This is a genomic window from Microbacterium sp. HJ5, assembly GCF_054824025.1.
Map to the genome: position 1 here is coordinate 99,220 of NZ_JSYE01000019.1, position 24,255 is coordinate 123,474.

The 24,255-nt window shown below is 71.3% G+C and carries 25 protein-coding genes; 14 read left to right on the plus strand and 11 right to left on the minus strand.

Annotated features, from left to right (window positions below):
- Positions 1–10 precede the first annotated feature (10 nt).
- The 5 genes from OB08_RS10585 to rplL all read left to right on the plus strand — a co-directional run bounded on the left by OB08_RS10585 (position 11) and on the right by rplL (position 4,954).
- Positions 11–1,519, plus strand: a complete 1,509-nt coding sequence (locus OB08_RS10585; protein ID WP_461474494.1) for an NAD-dependent succinate-semialdehyde dehydrogenase — start codon at positions 11–13, stop codon at positions 1,517–1,519.
- Positions 1,520–1,547: 28 nt separating this feature from the next.
- Positions 1,548–2,642, plus strand: coding sequence for a DNA glycosylase AlkZ-like family protein (locus OB08_RS10590; protein WP_461474496.1), 1,095 nt, complete (start codon positions 1,548–1,550; stop codon positions 2,640–2,642).
- Positions 2,643–2,731: 89 nt separating this feature from the next.
- Positions 2,732–3,730, plus strand: a complete 999-nt coding sequence (locus OB08_RS10595) for a DUF4349 domain-containing protein (protein WP_461474498.1) — start codon at positions 2,732–2,734, stop codon at positions 3,728–3,730.
- 276 nt (positions 3,731–4,006) lie between these two features.
- Positions 4,007–4,522, plus strand: a complete 516-nt coding sequence (gene rplJ / locus OB08_RS10600) for a 50S ribosomal protein L10 (protein WP_461474500.1) — start codon at positions 4,007–4,009, stop codon at positions 4,520–4,522.
- Between the two features lie 42 nt (positions 4,523–4,564).
- Positions 4,565–4,954, plus strand: a complete 390-nt coding sequence (gene rplL, locus OB08_RS10605) for a 50S ribosomal protein L7/L12 (protein ID WP_461474502.1) — start codon at positions 4,565–4,567, stop codon at positions 4,952–4,954.
- An 81-nt stretch (positions 4,955–5,035) separates the two neighbouring features.
- Here rplL and OB08_RS10610 read toward each other — a convergent pair whose 3' ends face one another.
- The gene (locus tag OB08_RS10610) at positions 5,036–6,073 is read right to left on the minus strand and encodes a LacI family DNA-binding transcriptional regulator (protein ID WP_461474504.1); all 1,038 of its coding nucleotides are present in this window, start codon (positions 6,071–6,073) and stop codon (positions 5,036–5,038) included.
- A gap of 244 nt (positions 6,074–6,317) precedes the next feature.
- Here OB08_RS10610 and OB08_RS10615 point away from each other — a divergent pair, with 244 nt between their 5' ends.
- From OB08_RS10615 to OB08_RS10625, 3 genes are all read left to right on the plus strand, one after another.
- A complete protein-coding gene (locus OB08_RS10615) occupies positions 6,318–7,658 on the plus strand; it encodes an ABC transporter substrate-binding protein (RefSeq protein WP_461474506.1) in 1,341 nt (446 codons plus the stop codon).
- A gap of 102 nt (positions 7,659–7,760) precedes the next feature.
- A complete protein-coding gene (locus OB08_RS10620; protein ID WP_461474508.1) occupies positions 7,761–8,894 on the plus strand; it encodes a carbohydrate ABC transporter permease in 1,134 nt (377 codons plus the stop codon).
- Complete coding sequence (locus OB08_RS10625) at positions 8,894–9,865, plus strand: carbohydrate ABC transporter permease (RefSeq protein ID WP_461474510.1); 972 nt, start codon at positions 8,894–8,896, stop codon at positions 9,863–9,865. Before OB08_RS10620 ends, OB08_RS10625 begins: the two co-directional genes overlap by 1 nt.
- Positions 9,866–9,955: 90 nt before the next feature.
- Here the strand turns inward: OB08_RS10625 and OB08_RS10630 are convergent, their stop codons facing one another.
- The 3 genes from OB08_RS10630 to OB08_RS10640 form a co-directional block, all read right to left on the minus strand.
- A complete protein-coding gene (locus OB08_RS10630; RefSeq protein WP_461474512.1) occupies positions 9,956–10,636 on the minus strand; it encodes a DUF305 domain-containing protein in 681 nt (226 codons plus the stop codon).
- Between the two features lie 8 nt (positions 10,637–10,644).
- Complete coding sequence (locus OB08_RS10635) at positions 10,645–11,361, minus strand: DUF3105 domain-containing protein (RefSeq protein ID WP_461474514.1); 717 nt, start codon at positions 11,359–11,361, stop codon at positions 10,645–10,647.
- A 188-nt stretch (positions 11,362–11,549) separates the two neighbouring features.
- A complete protein-coding gene (locus OB08_RS10640) occupies positions 11,550–11,753 on the minus strand; it encodes a hypothetical protein (protein ID WP_461474561.1) in 204 nt (67 codons plus the stop codon).
- On the opposite strand from OB08_RS10640, the gene OB08_RS10645 reads away from it, so the two are divergent.
- Positions 11,665–13,020 (plus strand): multidrug effflux MFS transporter, encoded by a 1,356-nt coding sequence (locus OB08_RS10645; protein ID WP_461474516.1) that lies wholly within the window; start codon positions 11,665–11,667, stop codon positions 13,018–13,020. The genes OB08_RS10640 and OB08_RS10645 overlap by 89 nt on opposite strands.
- 1 nt (position 13,021) lies before the next feature.
- On the opposite strand, the gene OB08_RS10650 is transcribed toward OB08_RS10645, so the two are convergent.
- Positions 13,022–13,519, minus strand: a complete 498-nt coding sequence (locus OB08_RS10650) for a nitroreductase family deazaflavin-dependent oxidoreductase (protein ID WP_461474518.1) — start codon at positions 13,517–13,519, stop codon at positions 13,022–13,024.
- Between the two features lie 89 nt (positions 13,520–13,608).
- Here OB08_RS10650 and OB08_RS10655 point away from each other — a divergent pair, with 89 nt between their 5' ends.
- The 5 genes from OB08_RS10655 to OB08_RS10675 all read left to right on the plus strand — a co-directional run bounded on the left by OB08_RS10655 (position 13,609) and on the right by OB08_RS10675 (position 19,829).
- A complete protein-coding gene (locus OB08_RS10655; protein WP_461474519.1) occupies positions 13,609–14,286 on the plus strand; it encodes a phosphatase PAP2 family protein in 678 nt (225 codons plus the stop codon).
- 4 nt (positions 14,287–14,290) lie between these two features.
- Positions 14,291–16,285 (plus strand): helicase HerA-like domain-containing protein, encoded by a 1,995-nt coding sequence (locus OB08_RS10660; protein ID WP_461474521.1) that lies wholly within the window; start codon positions 14,291–14,293, stop codon positions 16,283–16,285.
- Between the two features lie 185 nt (positions 16,286–16,470).
- Positions 16,471–18,873 (plus strand): FdhF/YdeP family oxidoreductase, encoded by a 2,403-nt coding sequence (locus OB08_RS10665; protein WP_461474523.1) that lies wholly within the window; start codon positions 16,471–16,473, stop codon positions 18,871–18,873.
- Positions 18,874–18,921: 48 nt separating this feature from the next.
- Complete coding sequence (locus OB08_RS10670; RefSeq protein ID WP_461474525.1) at positions 18,922–19,401, plus strand: MogA/MoaB family molybdenum cofactor biosynthesis protein; 480 nt, start codon at positions 18,922–18,924, stop codon at positions 19,399–19,401.
- Entirely contained in the window at positions 19,401–19,829 is a 429-nt protein-coding gene (locus OB08_RS10675; RefSeq protein ID WP_461474526.1) for a molybdenum cofactor biosynthesis protein MoaE, read from the plus strand. The genes OB08_RS10670 and OB08_RS10675 overlap by 1 nt, the downstream gene beginning before the upstream one ends.
- A 195-nt stretch (positions 19,830–20,024) precedes the next feature.
- On the opposite strand, the gene OB08_RS10680 is transcribed toward OB08_RS10675, so the two are convergent.
- From OB08_RS10680 to OB08_RS10705, 6 genes are read right to left on the minus strand one after another with little or no spacing between them, the layout of a single operon-like run.
- A complete protein-coding gene (locus OB08_RS10680; protein WP_461474528.1) occupies positions 20,025–20,258 on the minus strand; it encodes a MoaD/ThiS family protein in 234 nt (77 codons plus the stop codon).
- Complete coding sequence (locus tag OB08_RS10685) at positions 20,258–20,530, minus strand: DUF6457 domain-containing protein (RefSeq protein ID WP_461474530.1); 273 nt, start codon at positions 20,528–20,530, stop codon at positions 20,258–20,260. The genes OB08_RS10680 and OB08_RS10685 overlap by 1 nt, the downstream gene beginning before the upstream one ends.
- Positions 20,527–21,306: a molybdenum cofactor guanylyltransferase gene (gene mobA, locus OB08_RS10690; protein WP_461474532.1), complete on the minus strand. Its 780-nt coding sequence runs from the start codon at positions 21,304–21,306 to the stop codon at positions 20,527–20,529. The genes OB08_RS10685 and mobA overlap by 4 nt, the downstream gene beginning before the upstream one ends.
- Before the next feature lies 1 nt (position 21,307).
- Positions 21,308–21,784, minus strand: a complete 477-nt coding sequence (moaC, locus tag OB08_RS10695; RefSeq protein WP_461474534.1) for a cyclic pyranopterin monophosphate synthase MoaC — start codon at positions 21,782–21,784, stop codon at positions 21,308–21,310.
- Positions 21,781–23,061, minus strand: coding sequence for a molybdopterin molybdotransferase MoeA (locus OB08_RS10700; protein ID WP_461474536.1), 1,281 nt, complete (start codon positions 23,059–23,061; stop codon positions 21,781–21,783). Before OB08_RS10700 ends, moaC begins: the two co-directional genes overlap by 4 nt.
- On the minus strand, positions 23,025–24,182 hold the full coding sequence (locus OB08_RS10705; protein WP_461474537.1) for a ThiF family adenylyltransferase: 1,158 nt from the start codon (positions 24,180–24,182) through the stop codon (positions 23,025–23,027). The genes OB08_RS10700 and OB08_RS10705 overlap by 37 nt, the downstream gene beginning before the upstream one ends.
- Positions 24,183–24,255 lie beyond the last annotated feature (73 nt).

Genomic DNA, 24,255 nt, shown 5'->3' on the forward strand with positions numbered 1-24,255 from the left:
CAGACCACCGATGCCGAGGCATCCGCTCGACGACAAGGGAGTCCCCGTGACCGAGAACCGTGAGACCGAGCTGCTGGCGTCCGTCCCCGACGGGCTGTTCATCGGAGGCGAGTGGCGTGCCGCGAGCGGCGGCCGCACGCTCAAGGTCTACGACCCTGCGACCGGCCACACGGTGAAGGAGATCGCCGACGCGTCGGCAGAGGACGGCAAGGCGGCCCTCGACGCGGCGGTCGACGCCTTCCCCGCGTGGGCGGCGACGCCGGCGCGCGAGCGCGCCGAGATCCTGCGTCGCGCGTTCGACCTGCTGCAGGAGCGCAAGGAGGACTTCGCGCTGCTGATGACGATCGAGATGGGCAAGCCGCTGGCCGAGGCGCGCGGCGAGGTCGGCTACGGCGGCGAGTTCCTGCGCTGGTTCAGCGAGGAGACCGCCCGCGTGCAGGGCCGCTACGGCGCGAACCCCGAGGGCACCGGCCGCATGATCGTGTCGCAGCACCCCGTCGGTCCGTGCTTCCTCATCACCCCATGGAACTTCCCGCTCGCGATGGCCACCCGCAAGATCGCGCCGGCGCTCGCCGCGGGCTGCACCGTCGTGATCAAGCCGGCCGAGCTCACGCCGCTGACAACCCTCGCGTTCGCGAAGCTGCTCGAGGACGCGGGGCTGCCCAAGGGCGTCGTGAACGTCTTCACGACCTCGACGTCGGGCAAGGTGTCGGAGCCGATCATCCGCGACCCCCGCCTGCGCAAGCTGTCGTTCACGGGATCGACGTCGGTCGGTCAGCGCCTGCTCGAGCAGGCGGCACAGGGCGTGCTGCGCACCTCCATGGAGCTCGGCGGCAACGCGCCGTTCGTCGTCTTCGAGGACGCCGACCTCGACAAGGCCGTCGACGGGGCGATGCTCGCGAAGTTCCGCAACATCGGCCAGGCGTGCACGGCCGCGAACCGCTTCATCGTGCAGCGCTCGGTCGCCGACGAGTTCGCCCGTCGTGTCACCGAGCGCGTGCAGTCGATGAAGATCGGCCGCGGCACCGAGGACGGCGTCGCGATCGGACCGCTCATCAACCAGGACGCGGTCGACAAGGCGGCGACGCTCGTGGCGGATGCCGTCAAGCGCGGCGCACAGGTGCGCACCGGCGGCAACGAGGTCGAGGGCGACGGCACGTTCTACGAGCCCACCGTCGTCACCGACGTGCAGCCCGGCAGCGACATCCTGCGCGAGGAGATCTTCGGACCGGTGCTCGCCATCATCCCGTTCGACACCGAGGACGACGCGGTGCGCATCGCCAACGACACCGAGTACGGCCTCGTCTCGTACGTGTTCACCGAGAGCCTCTCGCGCGGTCAGCGCATGATCGAGCGGCTCGAGACCGGCATGATGGGCCTCAACGTGGGCGTCGTCTCCAACGCCGCCGCGCCGTTCGGCGGCTGGAAGATGTCGGGCCTGGGTCGCGAGGGCGGCGCTGAGGGCATCCACGAGTACCTCCAGACGAAGTACACGCTCACCGCCAGCCCCTTCGCCTGACGTCGGATCACCGCGCCATGATGGGGGCATGGTGTCCACGCCCCCCGCAGTCGCCACGCTCCGCCACGAACGGCTCCGGTCGCACCGGCTGAGCGCTCCCGCGCCGACGGTCCTCGGCGCGGCGACCCACATGCTCGCGACCCAGGCGCAGGAGTTCTGGGGTGGGCGGTGGGCGATCGCGGCTCGCACGCGTGGTCGCACGACGGTCCGCGATGTCGACGCGGCGTTCGACCGCGGCGAGATCGTGCGCTCATGGACGCAGCGCGGCACCATCCATCTGATCCCGGCACGCGACCTGGCGTGGGTGCTCGGGATCACGGGCGAGCGGCAGGCGCGCCAGGCCGCCGCCGTGCGCCGCGCCGAGGCCATCGACGACGACGAGATCGCACGCGCCGAGCGCCTCGCCCGCGCGGCTCTCCGCGGCGGCAACCGCCTTGCCCGCAAAGAGCTCTTCGACGTCTTCGAGGCCGGTGGCGTCAGCACCGCGCGACAGCGCGGCTATCACCTGCTCGTCGCGCTCTCGCTGCGGACGGTCGTCTGCCAGGGTCCCGTGGTGCCGCGCGAGAGCGGGCCGACGCGCGAGCAGTTCCTCGTGCTGCACGACGAATGGGTGACGGATGCCGCGGCCCCCGCCGATCCGCTCGCCGAGCTGTTCTTCCGCTACATCTCCTCGCACGGCCCCGCCGGTGCCCGCGACTTCGCGTGGTGGACGGGTCTGCCGCTCGGTGTCTCCCGCGCGGCGGCGGAACGGGCATCCGATCGCCTCGTCGTCGTCGACGACCTGCCCGAGCCGCTCTACGCGGCCGCGGGGGAGCGCCCGCGGCGCAGTGCCACCGCGCCCGACGTCGTCGCGCTGCCGCCGTTCGAGGAGTACTACCTGTCGTACGTCGACAGGTCGGTGCCGTGCGCGCCCGAGTTCCTGAAGGCCATCGGGCCGAGCATGAACGGCATCGTGCGGCCGATCATCGTCGCCCGCGGCGAGGCGATCGGCGTGTGGACGCACTCGATCGCGGTCGGGCGCCACGCCGACACCCCGGTGCCCGAGCTGTTCACGCCCGGGGCGGCGACCGACGCCGAGGTGGCTGCCGCACTCGATCGGTACCGCGACTTCATCACGGCCTGATCACGACGCGCGGCCGCCGCGTCCGCATCGTTATCCGACCGACACGGCACCGTGTTCCGGCGCGGTCGGACAGCGATTACCGTGTGGCCATGAGCCTCCTCGCACACGAGAGAACCGCCCTTCAGCCGATGCCGCGCCCGCGCCGCGCCACGCGCCAGACGGCGCTCGCGGTGCTGGCGCTGCTCGCCCTCGGCCTCGTCGGATGCTCGGCCGGCGGCTCGAACGAGAGCGGCGCCGACGGGCCGGCGGTCGTCGAGGGCGGCGACGCCGGGGGCGGGGTCAGCGGTGCGGGCGCCGGTGACGGCGGCGGAGAAGAGGCCGCCGAGGCCGATCGCTCCGTGGTCATCGAGGGGCAGATGTACATCGTCGTCGACGACGTGGGAGACGCGACGGCCAGCACCACGCGCATCGTCGACGCCGCCGACGGTCGGATCGACGGGCGCGAGGAGTGGCGTGACGAGGATGCCGGGGGAGCGACGGCCTCGTCCACGCTGGTGCTGCGCATTCCGGCGGAAGCACTCGATGCCGCCATCGACGACCTGCGTGCGCTGGGGACTGTCGAGTCGCTGAACACCTCGACCGTCGACGTCACGGCCGATGTGCAGGACATCGACGCCCACATCGCGGCGCTCGAGACGACGATCGCGCGACTGACGTCGTTCCAGGCCGAGGCGAGCTCGGTGCCCGATCTGCTCTCGATCGAGAGGGAGGTCTCCGCGCGCCAGGCGGAGCTGGAGGGCTACCTGACGCGACAGGCCGAGATCGCCGAGCGGGTCTCGTTCTCGACATTGACCCTCACGCTGTCGTCGCAGGCACCGCCGGCCGAGGCGCCGGCCACCTTCTGGGCGGGGCTCGGCGTCGGCTGGTCCTCTTTCACGGCGTTCCTCGGCGGGCTCCTGGTCGTGCTCGGCGTGGCCCTGCCGTGGCTGCTCGGGTTCGGCATCGTCACGGTCGCGATCATCCTCTTCGTGCGATGGATCCGGCGGCGCCGCTCGCCGAAGCCCCCGGTCGCTCCGCCGCCCGGTCAGGCGATGCCGGCGCAGCCGCAGCAGCCTCCCGCCCCCGTCGGGGCGATGCCCCCGGCGTGAGGTCGTCCCCGGGGTGCCGTCTCGATTTGGCGGCTCCCCGGGGGTCACGTACACTGGTGTCAACCGAAGACCGCCGGTCATCGACGTGCGCGCGAGCGCATGAAGATCGAAGCACTGCATCGCAGGGGCCCGCGCAGGTGACACGAATGATTCACTGAATCCTGCTCCGTGCGCTTGCGCCGGAGCTTTTTTCTTTGCCGTGACGAGATCCGATGAGCGGATGTCGAGGCCGACGCCCCGCCATCGCGGAGCGTCTCGTACACACAAGGAGTGGCCATGGCGCAGAAGGAAGCATCGGTCGCCGAGCTCACGAAGAATTTCGAGGACTCGACCGCCGTTCTGCTGACCGAGTACCGCGGTCTGACGGTTGCCCAGCTCAAGGAGCTGCGCAACAGCATTCGTCAGGACGCGGAGTACGCCGTGGTGAAGAACACGCTGACCAAGATCGCCGCGAACAACGCGGGGATCACGTCGCTGGACGACGACCTCAAGGGTCCGTCGGCCATCGCGTTCGTGCACGGTGACCCGGTCACCGTCGCGAAGGGTCTGCGTGCCTTCGCCAAGGCACACCCTCTTCTCGTGATCAAGGGCGGTTTCTTCGACGGGAACCCCCTGACCGCGGAGGAGGTCAGCAAGCTCGCCGACCTCGAGAGCCGTGAAGTCCTGCTGGCGAAGCTCGCCGGCGCGATGAAGGCCTCGCTGACGAAGGCGGCCTACGTCTTCAACGCACTGCCGTCGAAGGCCGTTCGCACGGTCGACGCACTGCGTGAGAAGCAGGAGTCCGCGGCCTGAACCGGCCCCGGCTAAGCACAACCCCAATCAAGGAGAATCATCATGGCTAAGCTCAGCACCGCAGAGCTGCTCGACGCGTTCAAGGAGCTCACCCTCATCGAGCTCTCCGAGTTCGTCAAGGCGTTCGAGGAGACGTTCGACGTCACCGCTGCCGCCCCCGTCGCCGTCGCCGCCGCTGGCGCGCCGGCCGGTGGCGCCCCCGCCGAAGAGGCCGAGGAGAAGGACTCGTTCGACGTCGTCCTCGAGGCCGCCGGCGACAAGAAGATCCAGGTCATCAAGGTCGTCCGCGAGCTCACCTCGCTCGGCCTCGGTGAGGCGAAGGCCGTCGTCGACGGTGCTCCGAAGGCCGTCCTCGAGGGCGCCAACAAGGAGACCGCCGACAAGGCGAAGGCCGCTCTCGAAGAGGCCGGCGCGACGGTTACCCTCAAGTAATCTCGCTCTTCCCACGAAGGCCCCGGGTGCTCTGCATCCGGGGCCTTCGTCGTGCGCGGGCTCCGGGAGGCTCGCGCTGCGTCAGGGCCCGACGCCCACGATCGCCGACGACGCGTCGTCGATCGCCGCGGTCGAGCTGCGCACGACGAGAGGCGACGCCTCGTAGATGCGATGGGTCGGGGCATCCGGATCGTCGAGCTGCCACATCAGCAGCTGCACCGCCGCGCGACCCTGCTGGTGGGGCTTCTGCTGCAGCGTCGTGAGGGAGAACATCTCGGCGTAGGCGTGATCGTCGATCCCGACCACGCTCAGCTGGTCGGGCACCCGGATGCCGAGCCGCCGTGCGGCGATGACGGCGCCGACGGCCACCTCGTCGCACACCCCCACGAGTGCCGTCGGGCGCGTCCGGCGGTCGCCGAGCACCTCGACGGCGGCGCCGTACCCGCCCGGCATGGTCACCTCGCACGGCGCATGGCGAGCGGATGCCTCGAGCCCGGCGGCCTGCATCGCTCCGAGGTACCCGTCCAGCCGCTGCCGGTCGCCGAAGCTCGTGCGGCGTCCGTCGGGATCACCGCCGACGAAGGTGATCGCGCGGTGACCGAGGCCGAGGAGGTGCTCGGTGGCGATTCGTCCGGCGGCCCGGTCGTCGATCGACACGGCGTTGGTGCCGAGGTCGTAGCCGCCGACGCTGACGACGGGCTTGCCGAACGCCACCAGGCGCTCCAGCTCGTGCGCGCTCGGTTCTATCCCCACAGCGATCAGCCCGTCGAACCGCTTGCGGGCGAGGAAGTGCTCGAACATCGCGTTCCGGGCATCGGACTCGGGCTGGGCGCCGTAGAGCGCCAGGTCGTAGCGGCGCTCGAGCAGGGCGTCCTGGATCCCCTCGAGCACGTGGGCGAAGAACCACCGGTCGAGCGTGGGGACCACGACGCCGATCGTCTGGGTGCGTCCGGTCACCAGGCTCACGGCGCTCGTCGTGGGCACATAGCCGAGTGCCACCGCCGCGTCCTGCACACGCCCGCGCGTCTCCTCCGAGACGTAGCCCGCCCCGGTGAGGGCGCGGCTCGCCGTCGATTTCGACACCCCCGCGGCGCGCGCGACGTCGGCGATGCCCGCCATCGGCCCTCCTCGACAGTCAGGCGGCTCCACGCCGCCTCGGCGTGAATTGTGGAACCGGTTCCATCCACATTGTGCCGTCGAGCGAGGGGATCCGCCACCCTCTCGCCCGGATTTACCGAGTTGTGATGAACGGCGATTGAATCGGCACCGAGCATCCCCTAGCGTGAGCATGGAATCGGTTCCCTATGATCCCCGCGCGGCTCTCGGCGAACCCGCCGGTCCGCGCACTCAATGAGGAGGACGAATGAAGTCATCACCAAGAGGCCGCATCCTCAGCACACTCGCACTCGCCGGGGCGACGGGTCTCACCCTCGCCGCCTGCAGCGGCGGTCCGGGAGTCGACAACGGCGGCGGCGAAGGCGGCGGCGACGGCGACAACGTCGTGACCGTCTACGGCACGATCGTCACCCCCGAGCAGGAGCTCCTCGAGGAGTCCTGGGCCGCCTGGGAGGAGGAGAACGACATCGACATCCAGTACGAGGGGTCGAAGGAGTTCGAGGCGCAGATCGCCGTGCGCGCCCAGGGCGGCACGCCCCCCGACCTCGCCATCTTCCCGCAGCCGGGCCTGCTCGCCGACATGGCCAGCCGCGACCTCGTGCTGCCGGCGCCCGAGGGCGTCGCGGCGAACGTCGCCGAGTACTGGACGGAAGACTGGGCGGGCTACGGCACGGTCGACGACACGCTCTACGGCGCACCGCTCATGGCCAGCGTCAAGGGGTGGGTCTGGTACTCGCCGGCGCAGTTCGCCGAGAACGGCTGGGAGGTCCCGAGCGATTGGCAGGGCCTGCTCGACCTGACCGCGCAGATCCAGTCCGACACCGGCCAGGCGCCCTGGTGCATCGGGTTCAACTCCGACGCCGCCACCGGCTGGCCCGGCACGGACTGGGTCGAAGACATCGTGCTGCGGCAGTCGGGCACCGAGGTCTACGACCAGTGGGTCGAGAACGAGGTCCCCTTCACCGCGCCGGAGATCAAGTCGGCGTTCGAGGAGTTCGGCAAGATCGCGCTCAACCCCGAGTACGTCAACGCCGGATTCGGCGGCATCGACACGATCGTCACCACGCCGTTCGGCACCGACCCCGCGGCCGCGATGGCCGACGGCTCGTGCTATCTGCACCACCAGGCATCCTTCTTCGACGGCTTCCTCGTCGACGCGGGCGTCGAGGTGGGCGAGGACGGCGACATCTGGGCGTTCCTGACCCCGCCGTTCGCCGGCGGCGGCGCAGCCGAGGGATCGGTCGTGACGGGCGGCGGCGAGATCGTCGCAGCGTTCGACGACTCCGAGGCGACCGTCAAGGTGCAGGAGTACCTGTCGAGCCCCGAGTGGGCGAACAGCCGCGTCTCGCTCGGCGGCGTGATCAGCGCCAACAAGGGTCTCGACCCGGCGAGCGCCTCGAGCCCGATCCTCCAGGAGGCCATCTCGATCCTGCAGGACGACTCGACGACGTTCCGCTTCGACGCGTCAGACCTGATGCCGGGCGCGGTCGGCGCCGGAACCTTCTTCAAGGGGATGGTCGACTACGTCAACGGCACGGATCTCGACACCGTGCTGGAGCAGATCGAGTCGGGCTGGCCGTCGGAATGACGGGCGCGTGACGCGGACGGGGTCGCCGGCGACGACGGCGGCCCCGTCCCCACCCACCCCTGAGCACCTGCCCGAGTCCGACGACGCACTCGAAAGGAACCCATGTCCGACTTCCTGAGATGGGTGAGCACGCTCAACCCGTGGCTGGAGATCCTCGTCATCGTCGGGGTCTTCCTGCTCGTGGTCCTGCTCATCCTGTTCTTCATAGAGATCGCCCCTCGCCCCGGCCGCGTGTACACGTTCATCCGGCTGGCCGCCTGCGTGGCGTTCCCTGCGCTGTTCCTCTGGTTCCTGCAGTCCTACCAGTGGGCCATCGCCGCCGCGGCCGTCCTCGGCCTCGTGTTCTTCTTCATCGACAAGCGCGCCAAGGGCGGCGAAGGGTCTCTCTTCCAGCTCTTCGGCTTCATGACCCCGGCCATTCTGCTGCTGGTGGTGGGGCTCATCATCCCCACGATCCAGACGTGGTTCCAGGCGTTCATGAACTCGCGCGGCACCGCCTTCGTCGGGTTCGACAACTTCGAGTGGATCTTCTCGCAGCCGCAGAACGTGCGCGTGATCCTCAACACCATCGTGTGGGTCCTCGTCGCCCCGATCGTCTCCACGATCGCCGGGCTCGCGTACGCGTACTTCATCGACAAGACCCGCGGCGAGAGGATCTACAAGATCCTCGTGTTCATGCCGATGGCCATCTCGTTCGTCGGCGCCTCGATCATCTGGCGCTTCATGTACACCGCGCGCCCGGCTGACACCGATCAGATCGGCTTCCTGAATCAGGTGATCGTGTGGTTCGGCGGGCAGCCGGTCAACTTCCTCGCCGTCGAACCGTGGAACACGCTGTTCCTCATCGTCGTGCTCATCTGGATCCAGACGGGCTTCGCGATGGTGATCCTGTCGGCGGCGATCAAGGGCGTCCCCGCCGAGCAGCTCGAGGCCGCCGAGCTCGACGGCACGAACGGCTGGCAGAAGTTCATCAACGTCATCGTCCCCGGCATCCGTCCCGCTCTCATCGTCGTGCTGACGACGATCTCGATCGCCTCGCTGAAGGTGTTCGACATCGTGCGCACGATGACGGCGGGCGCCAACAACACGTCGGTCATCGCGAATGAGATGTACACGCAGTTCCGCAGCTTCGAGGCGGGGCGCTCGGCCGCTTTCGCCGTGATCCTGTTCCTGCTGGTGATGCCGATCGTGATCTACAACGCCGTGCAGCTCAAGAAGCAGAGGGAGGCCCGCTGATGAGTGCTGTCATGCCCGTCGACCTGCCGATGGACGACGAAAGCAAGAAGGAGCTCTCTCGCGGTGCCCGCCGGCAGGACCGCGACATGTTCGGCACGACGAAGAAGCGCCTGACATCGCGGTGGGCGACCCTGGCCGCCCTCATCATCGCGCTCCTCTGGACCATCCCGACGTTCGGGCTGCTGATCAGCTCGTTCCGTCCGCGGGAGCTGATCCAGACGACCGGCTGGTGGACGATCTTCGAGAACTGGGGGTGGACGCTCGACAACTATGCGACGGCGCTCCAGGCCGGCAACAGCCAGCTGACGATGGCGCAGGCGTTCGTGAACTCGTTCGCGATCACCATCCCCGCGACCATCATCCCGATCTCGATCGCCCTGCTCGCCGCCTACGCGTTCGCGTGGATGGATTTCCGCGGCAAGGGGATGCTGTTCGTGCTGGTCTTCGCTCTGCAGATCGTCCCGATCCAGATGGCGCTGATCCCGCTCCTGCAGCTGTTCTCGCAGGGCACGATCTTCGGCTTCCCGGTGATCGAGGCGATCGGCTCCGCGGGCTACGCGCAGGTCTGGATCGCCCACACGATGTTCGCCCTGCCGCTCACGATCTTCCTGCTGCACAACTTCGTGTCCGAGATCCCGCACGAGGTGATCGAGGCCGCACGGGTGGACGGCGCCGGTCACGGGCAGATCTTCTTCCGGATCATCCTGCCCCTCACGATGCCGGCCATCGCGTCGGTCGCGATCTTCCAGTTCCTCTGGGTCTGGAACGACCTGCTCGTCGCACTGATCTTCGCCGACGGCAACGTGGCGCCGATCACGAAGCTGCTGGCCGAGATGACGGGCAACCGCGGGCAGGACTGGTTCCTCCTCACGGCGGGGGCGTTCATCGCCCTGATCGTCCCGCTCATCGTGTTCATCTCGCTGCAGCGGTTCTTCGTGAGAGGGCTCCTGGCAGGCAGCACGAAGGGCTGACGAGTCCGCATACAGGACGCGGCGCACGTACCGGGGGGCACGTGCGCCGCGTCGCGTGTGCGTCCGAACGGGAGGAACGGAGCGGATGCCTCAGCCGCAGCCGAGCCGCGTCTGGATGGACTCCATCGCGTCGATCTCGGCGGTCTGGCCGTCCTTGATGGTCTGGGCGACCTGGAGGGGGCGCGCTTCCGAGCCCAGTTCGAGCAGGGCATCCGCCATCGGGATCGCGCCCTCGTGGTGGCGGATCATCAGCTCGAGGAACAGGCAGTCGGCCTCCTGACCGGTCGCGTCCTCGAGCGCGGAGATCTCCGCCGCCGTGGCCATGCCCATGGCCGCGTGGGCTTCTTCGTCGGTGAGGGGCTCCTCGCCGGTGCCGCCGTGCGCGTGGCCGGCGTCGGAGCCGCTCATCCACGTCATCATCGGCTCGCCGGACTGCGGCAGCCCCCACTGCACCAGCCAGTCGTACATCTCGCCGCGCTGCCCCGACTGGCCCGTGGCGATGTCGTACGCGAGAATGCGGAGCTCGGGGTCGTCGGTCTTGCGGTAGATCTCCATCGCCATCTCGATGGCCTGCGAGTGGTGCACCTGCATGTCGCGGGCGAACCCCGCCTCGGGCGACGTCGTCGCCGGGGCACTGCCCTGCGACTGCGCTCCGAAGGTGGAGAAGCGGCCGATCGCGAAGGCGAGGGCGGCGACGGCGAGGAGGACGAGCACGACCACCCACCAGCGCTGCGCGGGCGCAGGCGCGGGGGTGGTCGGCTCGTCGCTCATCGCGAGGTTCAGCGCTTGCCGGGAGCGTCGATCGCGCCGGTGCAGGCGGCGTTCGGCTCGGGCACCTCGGAGCTGCGCCAATACTCCTCGAAGAACTGCGCGATGCGCTCGTCGTCGGCCGAGTCGACCTTGAGCTGGTGGTTCCAGCCCGTGACGGCGATGGGGGAGTCGAGGCCCTCGTACGGCGAGAGGACGACATACGTCGAGGGCAGCTGCGACTCGAGGGTCTCCAGGTCTTCGCCGGCAATGTCGTCGGGGTTGTAGGTCACCCAGAGCGCGCCGTGCTCCATCGAGTGGACGGCGTTCTCGTTCGGGACGGGCTGGTCGTAGATGCCGCAGTTGAGCCAGGCGGCGTTGTGCGGGCCGCCGGCCGGCGGGGACTGCTCGTATTCGACGGTGCCCTCGACGTGCTGGGTGGTGTTCTCGTACGTCTCGACGCCCTCGATCTCGGCTCCTTCGCCGCCCGGCGTGTACGACGCCGGCGGTGCGGGCGCGAACACGATCGAGGCGACGATGAGGCCGACGATGACGACGGCGGCGGTGACGCCGACGACCCACCACACGAGCTTGCTGCGGCGGCGCTTGGCGAGTTGCTTCTGGTACTCGGCCAGCTTCTCCTGCCGCTTCTGCTCGCGCTGCTGCTTGACGGTGAGGTTGATCTCGGCCTGCTTGGCGGGGTTGCCGCTCGCGCGCTTGTCGGAGGGGCTCGGGGGTGTCGGGGTCATGTGCGTGATCTCGGCTCGGGCACCCGGCGAGACGCAGAGGGCGCCGCGGGCAAGGGACAGGACACCCGCAATCCTATTCGAGCGCATTCGAACGGCGGCTGGGAAGGCGCCCACAGGGTCCGCAGATGACACCGAGGCGAGCGGATGCCGTGTCCCGCGGGTTGCGGGCCGGGCCGGGGCATCCGGTATCATGGGTTCTCGAATCGATTCGACGTCGCCTCGACGATTCCCTCTCCCGCTGTGCGCCTGAGCCGTTCTTCGGCGTCGACGCCTTCCCGCATCGCCGCCGAAACGAATGTGACCTTGCTCGACACCGCCTCCATCCCCACCCAGCGCCCCGCAGACACCTCCTCGACCCCGCGCGTGCCCGCGCCGTCCTCGACGGGCGCCATCAGCACCCTCGGACCCAACCCGGCGACCGCGCCGATCGTCCTCCACCCGGGCGACTCGATCCCGCACCGCCGCCGCGTGCTCTACATCGTGCTGCTCGGCGCGCTCACCGCCCTCGGGCCGTTCACGATCGACCTCTACCTGCCGGCGTTCCCGGTGCTGCAGTCGGAGTTCCAGACGACGGCCGCCGCCATCCAGCTGACCCTCACCGGCACGATGGTCGGTTTCGCGCTCGGCCAGCTCATCGTCGGACCGCTCAGCGACAAGGTGGGCCGTCGCACGCCGCTGCTCGTGGTCACCGCGCTCCACGTGCTCGCGAGCATTGCAGCGGCGCTCGCCCCGAACCTCGAGCTGCTCTCGCTGGCGCGCGTGTTCATGGGCGCCGGCGCCGCCGCGGGCGGTGTCATCGCGGCAGCCGTCGTGCGCGACCTGTTCGGCGGTCGCCGCCTGGTCGTCATGCTGTCGCGCCTGGCGCTCGTGTCCGGCGTCGCCCCGGTGCTCGCGCCGCTCGTGGGCTCTGCGCTCCTGGCGTTCATGCCGTGGCGCGGGATCTTCGTCGTGCTCGGCGTCTACGGCAGCGTCATGCTCGTCGCCGCCGCGATCTTCATCCCCGAGACACTGCCGCCGGCGCGGCGGCACGAGAAGGGCTCGACGACTGTCTGGCAGCGCTACAAGAGCGTCTTCAGCGACCGCGTGTTCATCGGCGTGCTCATCATCGGCGGCATGACCTTCAGTGGGCTGTTCTCCTACCTCTCGGCGTCCTCGTTCCTGTTCCAGAAGACCTACGACTTCAACGCGCAGCAGTACGGCCTGCTCTTCGCGGCCAACTCGCTCGGCGTCGTCGTCGGCGTGCAGATCGCCGCGCGACTGGCCGCGCGCTTCGGGCCGCAGTGGGTGATGGCGTGGTCGACCGGCGTGCTCGTGGTCGCGGCATCCGCCATCATCATCACCGACCAGCTCGGCCTCGGCCTGTGGGGCACGGTCGTGCCGCTGTTCGTCTTCATGACGGCGTGCGGCTTCACGTTCCCCTGCGTGCAGGTGCTCGCGCTCGACCGCCACGGCAAGGCCGCCGGCACCGCGCAGTCCATCATCGGCGCGACCAACTTCGGCGTCGCGGGCGTCATCACTCCCGTCGTCGGCTGGGTGTCGGCGGGGTCGGGCATCACGGCGACGACGATGGCCTCGGTCATGGTCGGCTGCGCGGTGATCGGTGCGGTCTCGCTGTGGCTGATCGTGCGGCCGCGCACGGTCGAGCGCCTCGCGCCCTGAGTCAGGCGGTCCCGCGCACCGGTTGCAGACGGAACAGGCGCACGGTGCGGCCCGACGCGCGCTCGTAGTTGCGGTAGCCCGGCCACTGCTGCTCGATGCGCGCCCACACGGCGTCGCGTTCATCGTCGGGCACGACCTCGGCGCGCACGGGCATGCGCCTGCCGCGAACGGTGATCGCGGCATCCGGATGCGCGAGCAGATTGGTCGTCCACGCCGGATGCCGCTCCCCGGCGAAGTTCGTGCCGGCGACGATCGCCCGCCCTCGGCCGTCGGGGCAGTACATCAGCGGCGCATCGCGCGGCTCGCCCGACTTGGCGCCCACGGTGTGGAGCACGAGCGAGGGCACCAGCAGTCCGCTCACCTGCACGCGGCCGTGCGAGATCCAGGTGACGAATCGCTCGATGGGCGGCAGCAGGAGGGGCCCGAGCACTCGTCGGAACACTCGGGTCCGAGTCAGCGGCGCGACGAACGCGCGGACGATGTCGACGACGCGGGTCATGCCGCCATCCTCCACCCGAGCGACCTAGCAGGGGGAGGGCGCGGCCGCAACGCGTTGGGCGCCACGCCCGCGACGGGCAGAATGGGCGGATGACCGACGGGAGAACGTCAGGTGTACGGCCGGCGAGGATCGACCTCATCGTCGGGCTCGTGCTCGTGGCGCTGTCGTGCGGTCTGGGGTTCTGGGTCTTCACTCTGGGAGAGACGCCGTTCGCGATCGACGTGTGGTGGAACGCCGCCGTCGCCGAGCTCTACAGCCCCATCCTGACGGGGGTCTGCCAGTTCATGAACTGGATCGGCGCCGGCTGGTTCGGGGTGCTGGTCATCCCCCTCGGCGGTGCGCTCGCGCTCGTCCTTCTGCGCCGACCGTGGGCGGCGGCGTACTTCCTCACCGCGGAGGCGGTCTCGGCGGGCGGCGTGCAGGTGCTCAAGCACCTCTTCGGACGCGTGCGGCCCGAGGACATCATCGTCATCTCCGACTACGGGTCCTACCCGTCGGGCCATGTCGCCAACTCGGCGACCCTGGCGGTCGCCGCGGCGGTGATCTTCCCGCGGGTCTGGGTCATGCTCGTCGGCGCCGCGTGGGTGCTGCTCATGGCCTTCAGCCGCACCTACCTGCACGCCCACTGGCTGAGCGACACCGTGGGCGGCGCGCTCATCGGTGCGGGAGCCGCGCTGCTCGCGGCCGCCGTGTTCGCGGTGCCGATGGCCCGCGAGAACGTCCTCGTCGCCTCGCGAGCCCGGTCGAAAGCGGCGTCGCTAGGCTGAGCGCATGACCGCGCCAGAGACGCCCGATCCCGCTGTCACCGCCGCCGAGGCAGAGCTCGCACGACTGCAGGCCGAGGCCGAGGCGGCCGAGGCGCAGCTCAAGGCCGCGCAGGCGAAGGCGGCACTCGCCACGGCTCGGGCCGAAGCGGCGAAGGCTGCCGCGGCCGGCGCCGGGGGAGGGGCGGCGGATGCAGCGCCGGCGGATGCTGGGGCTCCGGAGGCTGGGGCTGCGGCGTCTGCGGAAGCCGCGCCCCCTCAGGCTGCGGTTCCGGAGGCAGCGCCGGCGGAGGCGGATCGCGCCGAGCCGGCGGCAGCGCCAGCGGAAGCCTCGCCCGCGGCGCCGGCGCCCGAGCCCCGAGCCGCCGGCCCGCTGACGGACGACGAGGTGCAGAGCATCGTGCGCGGCTACGCGTTCGAGTCGGCGACGCTCGACGTCGGCGCGCTCGTCAACGGCGAGCCGCTGCCCGACGCGCAGGTGCGCATCCCGCTCGCGATGATGAACCGCCACGGGCTCGTCGCCGGCGCGACCGGCACCGGGAAGACGCGCACGCTGCAGGGACTCGCCGAGCAGCTCGCCGCGAAGGGCGTGCCGGTGTTCGCCGCCGATATCAAGGGCGACCTGTCGGGCGTCGCGACGCCGGGCGAGCCGAACGAGAAGCTGCTGGCGCGCACGCGCGCGATCGGCCAGGACTGGAAGGCCGAGGCATCCGTCACCGAGTATTTCGCGCTCGGCGGGATCGGCAAGGGCGTCCCCGTCCGCGCGACCGTGTCGGGGTTCGGCCCGCTCCTGCTGAGCAAGGTGCTCGGACTCAACGAGACGCAGGAGTCGAGCCTGGGGCTGGTGTTCCACTACGCCGACCAGCAGGGGCTGGCCCTCGTCGACCTGTCCGATCTTCGCGCCGTGCTCACCTTCCTCACGAGCGACGAGGGCAAGACCGAGCTGAAGGAGCTCGGCGGACTGTCTGCGGCGACCGCCGGGGTGATCCTGCGCGAGCTCATCACCTTCGCCGACCAGGGCGCCGACGTGTTCTTCGGCGAGCCCGAGTTCGAGGTGTCCGACTTCCTGCGCACAGCTCCCGACGGTCGCGGCATCATCAGCCTGCTCGAGGTGCCGGGTGTGGTCGACAAGCCCGCTCTGTTCTCGACCTTCCTCATGTATCTGCTGGCCGAGCTGTTCGAGCTGCTGCCCGAGGTGGGCGACCCCGAGAAGCCGAAGCTGGTGTTCTTCTTCGACGAGGCGCACCTGCTGTTCAAGGATGCGTCGAAGGACTTCCTCGCGGCCATCGTGCAGACCGTGCGGCTCATCCGGTCGAAGGGCGTGGGCGTCTTCTTCGTGACGCAGACGCCGAAGGATGTCCCGTCCGACGTTCTTGCGCAGCTCGGCTCGCGCGTGCAGCACGCGCTCCGCGCGTTCACGCCGGACGATGCGAAGGCGCTGCGCGCCACCGTCGGCACCTACCCGAAGTCGGGCTACGACCTCGAGCGCGTGCTGCAGGAGCTCGGCACCGGCGAGGCGATCGTCACGGTGATGAGCGAGAAGGGCGCGCCGACGCCGGTCGCATGGACACGCCTGCGCGCGCCGCAGGGGCTCATGTCGCCCACGCCCGACCCGCAGATCGAGGCGGCGGTGAAGGCATCGCCCCTCCTGGCCAAATACGGCACGGCCATCGACCGCGAGTCGGCGCGCGAGATCCTGACGGCGAAGATGAAGGCGGCCGACGATGCCGCGGCGGCCGAGGAGGCGGCGCTCGCCAAGGCGAAGGCCGATGCCGAGTACGCCAAGCAGCAGGCGGCGATCGACAAGGCGCAGGCGGCCGCCGACAAGAAGGCCCAGCAGGAGTACGAGCGCCTCCTCAAGAAGACCCAGGGAACCACACGCACCTCGCGGAGCTCGCGCAGCAGCGAGAAGTCGCCCATCGAGCAGATCCTGGGCTCGAAGGCGACGCAGACCATCCTCGGGGGAGTCATCCGCGGCATGTTCGGCACCGGGCGGCGCTGACCCGGGCGCGCGGCGACTCGGCGGAAAGAGCAGGCCAGGACGCGAGTGAAACGGTCCGGCTGCGCGCAGGGCGATCGCCGCGGGCGACCTCGACGCCGCCGCGTGCGGGCTCCGGCGCGCGGCTGATTCGACACCCTGGCGGCGGCAGGAACGGCCGGGCCTGCAGACCGCCCTATCCTGGACGCATGGCGACGAAGCCCCCGAAAGCCGACATCGACGAGAGCCGCGTGCGCGTCTCCAAGCCCAAGAAGGTCGCCGTCGGCGTGCCTGCGGTGCTGCATGCGCTGCAGATCGCGCAGGAGCAGATGGGCATCGCCCGCTCGGTGCAGACCCTCATGCGCGTGAACCAGAAGGTCGGCTTCGACTGCCCCGGGTGCGCATGGCCCGAAGAGGACAAGCGACACCTCGCCGAATTCTGCGAGAACGGCGCGAAGGCCGTGGCTGAGGACGCGACCCTCCGCCGCGTGGGGGGCGAGTTCTTCGCCGCTCACTCGGTCGACGAGCTTCGCGCCCATGACGACTGGTGGCTCGGCCAGCAAGGCCGCCTCACCCAGCCGGTGATCCTCGACGAGGGGGCCACGCACTACCGGCCGCTGTCGTGGGACGACGCGCTGCGTGAGATCGCCGCCGCGATCGCCGCCGTCGACGACCCCGACGAGACGGTCTTCTACACGTCGGGCCGCACCTCGAACGAGGCGGCGTTCCTCTACCAGCTGCTCGTGCGCGGCGTCGGCACCAACAACCTTCCCGACTGCTCGAACATGTGCCACGAGTCATCCGGGTCCGCTCTCACCGAGACCATCGGGATCGGCAAGGGAACGGTGTCGATCGACGACATCCACGACGCCGACCTGCTCATCGTGGCCGGCCAGAATCCGGGGACGAACCACCCGCGCATGCTGTCGGCGCTCGAGAAGGCGAAGCGCAACGGCGCGACGATCATCGCCGTCAACCCGCTGCCCGAGGCGGGGCTGCTGAAGTTCGAGAACCCGCAGACGGTGCGCGGCGTCGCGTTCGGCGGCACGAAGCTCGCCGACGGGTTCGTGCAGATCCGCCTCGGCGGCGACCAGGCGCTGTTCCAGGCGATCGGCAAGCATCTGCTCGAGGCCGAGGCGCAGACCGGCGACGTCCTCGACCACGCATTCATCGCGGAGCACACGAGCGGCTTCGACGACTACCGGCAGGCGATGGCGGATGCCTCGTGGCGCGACCTCGTCGCCGCGACGGGTCTGCCCGAGAAGGCGCTCCGCCGCGTGGGCGAGGCGGTCCGCACGTCGACCGCGACGATCGTCTGCTGGGCCATGGGGCTCACACAGCACAAGCACTCCGTGGCGACGCTTCGCGACGTCGTGAACGTTCTGCTGCTGCAGGGCAGCATCGGCCGCAAGGGTGCGGGCGTGTGCCCGGTTCGCGGTCACTCCAATGTGCAGGGCGATCGCACGGTCGGCATCTACGAGAAGCCCTCGGCGGAGTTCCTCGACGCGCTCGGCGCCGAGTTCGGCTTCTCGGCGCCCCGCGAGCACGGCTTCGACACCGTCGAGGCGATCCGTGCGATGCGCGACGGCCGCGTGCGGTTCTTCATGGGGATGGGCGGCAACTTCGTCTCGGCGACCCCCGACACCGAGGTCGTCGAGGCGGCGATGTCGCGCGTCGACCTGACCGTCCAGGTGTCGACGAAGCTCAACCGCTCGCACGTCGTCACCGGCCGCCGGGCGATCATCCTGCCGACGCTCGGTCGCACCGACCGCGACCGGCGCGGCGGGCGCGAGCAGCGCGTCACGGTCGAGGACTCCATGGGAGCCGTGCACGCCTCGCGCGGGCGCCTCGCGCCGCCCGCCGACGACCTGCTGAGCGAGGTCGCGATCGTCGCGCGCCTGTGCGGTCTGCTCTTCGAGCGAGCGGATGCCGCGGCATCCGCTCCTGTCGATCTCGACGTCGACCGAGGCCAGGTCGAGCGGCCGTCCTACGAGGAGGCGTCGGGGTCGCGGCATCCGCGCACCCGCCCTCGCGCCGACTGGGCCGCGCTGGAAGCCGACTATGCGCTCATTCGCGCGCACATCGAGCGCGTGATCCCAGGGTTCGACGACTACGAGGAGCGCATCGACAAGGGGCGGACGCTGCACCTGCCGAACGGTCCCCGCGACGCGCGGCGCTTCGCGACGGTCGACGGCAGGGCGCGGTTCACGGCGAATTCGCTCGAATACCCGCGGATCCCGCGGGGGAGGCTGCTCCTCCAGACGCTGCGTTCGCACGACCAGTACAACACCACGATCTACGGCAAGGACGACCGCTACCGGGGCATCCGCGGCGGGCGGCGGGTCGTGCTCGTCAACGCCGGCGACATCACCGGGCTCGGGTTCGTCGAGGGCGACGTCGTCGATCTCGTGTCGGAGTGGACGGGAGCCGACGGCGCACTGCAGGAGCGGCGCGCGGAGGCGTTCCGGCTCGTCGCGTATCCGACGCCACGCGGCAATGCGGCGGCGTACTACCCCGAGACGAACGTGCTGGTGCCGCTGGACTCCGTCGCCGACGTGAGCGGCACCCCCACCTCGAAGTCGGTGATCGTGCGCCTCGAACGCCGCGACTGACGGTCGGGTCGTGCGCCGTCGTCCTCGCACCATCTCTAGGCTGGACGCATGACCCGAGCCGCAGTCATCACGGTGTCCGACCGGTCGTCTGCGGGCGAGCGCCCCGATGAGAGCGGCCCCGTCGCGGTCGCGGCGCTGCGCGAAGCGGGCTTCGACTGCGCCGACGCCGTCGTCGTCCCGGACGGCGCCGACAGCGTCGAACGTGCGCTGCAGGCGCAGATCCTGGCCGGCGTCAAGCTCGTCATCACGTCGGGCGGAACCGGCGTCGGCCCGCGCGACGAGACGCCCGAGGCCACGCGCCGGGTGGTCACGCGCGAGGTCCCCGGGATCGCCGAGGAACTGCGTCGCCGTGGTGCGAGCGAGAAGCCCGCGGGAATGCTCACGCGCGGAGTGGCGGGCGTCGCCGATCCGCACGGGGTGCTGATCGTGAACCTCCCCGGGTCGCCGAAGGGCGTGGCATCCGGAATGCCGGTCGTGCTCTCGGTCGCGCGGCATGTGCTCGATCAGCTCGGCGGAGGCGACCACTGATGGGCTCCGTGCGGCTCGCGGCGATCAGCTCGGACCCCCTCGACCTCGACGCCCACCTCGCGGCCGTCGACGACCCGACCGCAGGGGCGGTCACGACCTTCGTCGGTCGCGTGCGCGATCATGATCCGGATGCCGCGTCCGCCGTCGTCGCGCTCGAGTACTCCGCCCATCCCGACGCCGCCGCCGCCCTGCAGCGCATCGCCGAGGAGGCGGTCGGCGAGGGCCGCGCGATCGTCGCGGTGTCGCATCGGGTGGGGACGCTCGGAGTCGGCGATGCGGCGGTCGTGATCGCTGTCGCCGCACCGCACCGCGCCGAGGCGTTCGACGTGTGCCGCACGGTGATCGAGACGATCAAGACCGGCCTGCCGGTGTGGAAGCGCCAGGTCGAGGACGACGGCACCGCCACCTGGCTGGGCCTCGGCGGCTGACGCCGGGGCCTGACGCCCGGGGCCTGACGCCCGGCGCGGCCTCCGCTCGGCTGCGTCGCCGGGCTGGCCGTCCGACACAGAATCGGAGATTTCGGCCGACACGCCGGTCCGCGAGGCCTGGAACCGGCGTGTCGTCGAAAATCTCCGACGTTGTGCTCGGGCGCTCGCGCCGAGCGGCGTGCCGACGGACGGGATTCAGCCGCCGGCGAAGGGTGGCAGCACGTCGACGAGGTCGTCGGGGCCGAGCGGCGTCGCGTCGTCGACGCGCGAGCCGCCCACCAGGACGGCGCAGCGGGGGAGGATGCCGCCCAGCGCCGGGTGATCGCCGGCGACGGCGCGCCGCAGGTCGCCCAGCGTCGTCTCCGTGCGCTGCTCGGTGTCGCGTCCCGCAGCCTCCTGCGCGGCCGCGAAGTACCGGACGACCGGCACTACTGCTCTTCCCACGCGGCGGCGAGGGCGGCCACGGCGTCGAGCGCCTCGCGGACCTGAGCAGGGTCGGTGCCCGCGCGGCCGGCGACCAGGCCCGCCACGAAGGCGCCGAGCGGCGCGGCCGGGCGGGCGACGCCATTCGCGACGTCGCGCGTCATGTCGAGGACGGCGGCCACCGGCACGTCGTCCTCGGCGAGCTCGAAACGCGCGCGCAGCGTGGCGGCCCACGCGTCGAGGGCCTCGGGCGGAAGGGTGCGGGACTGCTCGCTCATGTCGGCTCCTCGGCCTGCGATCCGGCGGCCCGGGCTCGGGCCTGCTCCAGATCCTCCCACGTGTCGACATCGCGGGTCAGGTCGTCGGGCGCGGTGACGACGGCGATCGCGAGGTCGCTCAGCAGCGCGCGTACCGAGGCGTCGCGTCCGGCATCGGGCAGAGCGGATGCCGCGGCCCGCAGCGCCGCGGTGCGGTAGACGCCCGTCAGCCACTGCGGCCGGCTCGACGCGTCCGCCAGGCACAGACCGTCGGTGTCGGTGGGGAGGAGCACCATGTCATCCACCAGTCGGCGCACGGCAGCGCCGGCGGACGGGAGGTCGCATGCGAGCACGAGGGTCCATGCCGGATCGGGCTCCGCCGCGTGCGCCCAGGCCTCGAGGCCGGCGACGATGCCCGCGGCCGGGCCGCCGAAGGGCGGACTCTCCCGTGCCCACTGGACGTGGAGCGACGGGTCGAGCACTCCGGCGACCACGGTGATCGGCTGAGCCCCGGCGGCTTCCGCGGCGTCGACCGCGGCGTCGAGCAGCGTGCGGCCGTCGACCTCGAAGAGCGGCTTGACGGCGCCGTCGACCCGGGTCGCGCGGCCGCCACCGAGAAGGATGGCGCCGAGCGACGGCATCGCGCGCGAGGTGGCGCCGGTCGCGCCCGGTGAGCCGCTGACAGCGGCGGTGATCCCGGCTGATGAGTCGCCGGCACCCGCCCCGGTCCCGTCAGGTGAGCCGTTGACGGAGGCGCCGGTCGCGCCCGGTGAGCCGCTGATACCCGCGCCGGTCACCTCACGCCTCGCCGGGGCGGAGCCAGTCCCCGCTCTTCCCGCCGGTCTTGGCCACGATGCGGACGTTCTCGATCGACGTCGCCTTGTCGAGGCCCTTCACCATGTCGACGACGGCGAGGGCGGCGACCGACACGGCGGTGAGCGCCTCCATCTCGACGCCCGTGCGGTCGGCGGTGCGGACGGTGGCCTCGACCGCGACGCCGTGGTCGTCGAGACGCAGGTCGACCGCGGCGCCGTGCACCCCGATGACGTGCGCGAGCGGCAGGAGGTCGGGCGTGCGCTTGGCCGCCTGGATGCCGGCGATGCGGGCGACGGCCAGCACGTCGCCCTTGGGCACGGTGCCGTCCCGCAGGGCGGCGACGACGTCGGCGGAGCACCGCACGAAGCCGCGAGCGGTGGCCGAGCGCACCGTCGGCTGCTTCTGGGTGACGTCGACCATGCGCGCGTGCCCGGCGGCGTCGAGGTGCGTGAAGCTCATGTGATCAGCATGACATCGACGGCATCGCCGGCGGCGACGGCCTCGACCTCGGCGGGGACGATCGCGTACGCCTCCGCGCGGCCGAGCCCACCGGCGAGGTGCGACGCGCCGCTCGTCGCGGGCACGGCGCGCCAGGCGCCGGGGTCGGCGCGGTCGATCGTCACCGGAAGGTACTGCGTGCGCCCCGGCGGGGTGCGCCACGCACTCGCCGCGGTCAGGCGCAGCACCGGCCGACGGAGCTCGGAGCGCCCCTGCATCGCCAGGAGCGCCGGGCGGACGAACACCTCGAACGACACCGCCGCGCTCACGGGATTGCCGGGCAGGCCGAACAGCAGCACCCCGGAGCCGGTGCGCCCGAAGCCCTGCGGCTTGCCGGGCTGCATGCGCACCTTCGTGAAGGTCATCGCGTCGCCGAGGGTGTTCTTCACCACCTCGTACGCCCCGGCGCTGACACCGCCCGTGAACACCACCGCATCGGCGCCGAGGGCCTCCGCCGCGGCGATCGCCTCGCGCGGTCCGTCGCCGTCGTCCGGCACGCTGACCCGCAGCACGACCTCGGCACCTGCGTCGGCCACCAGGGCGGCGAGGAGCTCGCTGTTGGACTCGGGGATCTGACCCGGACCGAGCGGAGCGCCGGGCGCGACCAGCTCCGACCCGGTCGAGACGACCGCGACGCGCGGCATCCGGCTCACGATCACCTCGGGTACCCCCGCCGCGGCCGCCGCCGCCAGCTGCAGCGCACCCAGCCCGACGCCCGCGGGAAGGATCTCGTCGCCCCGCACGACGTCGTCGCCGCGTCGTCGGATGTGCGCGCCGGGCGCGCGCGGCGCGCGCTGCACCGAGATCGCGCCGAGCGAGTCGGCCAGGCCGCCCGCGGTGTCTTCGAAGGGGACGATCGCCGTGGCCGCCGACGGCACGGGCGAGCCCGTCATGATGCGCGCCGCCTCGCCGCGGGCGAACGGCGGGTCGAGGTCGGTGCCCGCCGGGAGGTCGGCGACGACACGCAGCGAGACGGGGGCGTCCGTCGACGCGTCGGCGACGTCGGCGTGGTGCACCGCGAACCCGTCCATCGCGGAGTTGTCGAATACCGGGATGTCGACGGCCGCGCGCGCGGCCTCGCGCAGCGTGCGGCCGCGTGCGGCGGCCAGCGGCATGCGCGCCGATTCGACCGGCACGACCGCGTCGAGCACGGTCGCCAGGTGCACGGCGACATCGACCAGCGCGTCGGGACCGCCCGGCGTCACGCGCTCACCCGAACGCCGGTGCCGGTCGCCCATGCATCCATGCCGCCGGCGAGGACGGATGCCTCGATCCCGGCGTCACGCAGCGCGAGAGCGGCGCGCTCGGCGCGGACGCCGACCTTGCACACCACGACCACGGGGCCGGGTCCCGCGAGGGACGGCTCGGCGAGAAGGGTGGCGAGCGGCACCTCGACGGCGCCCGGCAGGACGCCCGAGGCCGTCTCATGGGGCTCGCGGACGTCGAGCAGGGTGGCGCCGGCAGCCTGCGCGGCGAGGGCGGACACGAGATCGACGTGCGCGACGGGCTCGGTGCCGCCACCGGCCGCGGTGCCGCCACCGGTCACCGAGCCGCGGCCGGCAACCGTGCCGCCGACCGCGATCGCTCCGTCTCCGCTCGGCCTCAAGGGGACCTCATCCGTCCGGCCGCGTAGCGCGTCGATCACGACGACGCGGCCCAGCAGGGGCTCGCCGATGCCGGTGATGAGCTTGACCGTCTCGGTCGCGAGGAGGGCGCCGACCTGCAGGCACAGGGGCCCGAGCACGCCGACCGCCTCGCACGTCGGCACGTCGCCGACCGACTCCGGCGGGTACAGGTCGGAGAGTCGCACGCGGGGCGCGCCGCCCGGAGCCGTGGGCCAGAACACCGTCGCCTGCGCGTGGAACTCCTGGACGACACCCCACACGAGGGGCGCGCCCAGCAGCTCGCAGGCGTCCGCGACGGCGGCGCGCGTCTCGAACGTGTCGGTGCCGTCGACCACGACGTGCGCTCCGGCGAGCAGGTCGGCGGCGTTCGCCGCGGTGAGCCGCTCGGCAACCGCGCGCACGACCGTGCGGGGGGAGAGATCGGCCGCCACGCGCACGGCCGAATCGACCTTGCGCCCGCCGACGTCGGCGACGCGGTGCATCACCTGACGCTGGAGATTGGATGCCTCGACCTCGTCGTCGTCGATCACGGTGAGCGTGCCGACGCCGGCTGCTGCGAGGGCGAGAACCGTGGGCGATCCGAGCCCGCCCGCGCCGACGACGGCGACGTGCGCGGCGGCGAGACGTCGCTGCGCGATGTCGCCGAAGCCCGACAGCGCTGCGTGGCGGGACGTGCGGGTCCGCTCGCCGGCGTCGAGCGCGTCGACGGGCTCCACGAGCGGCGGAATCGGCATGGTTCCAGGGTATCCGCGCCGGCAAGCCTGGGCGCCGGCATGACGCCGTCCGGTCACCGGCCCCGCCCATAGC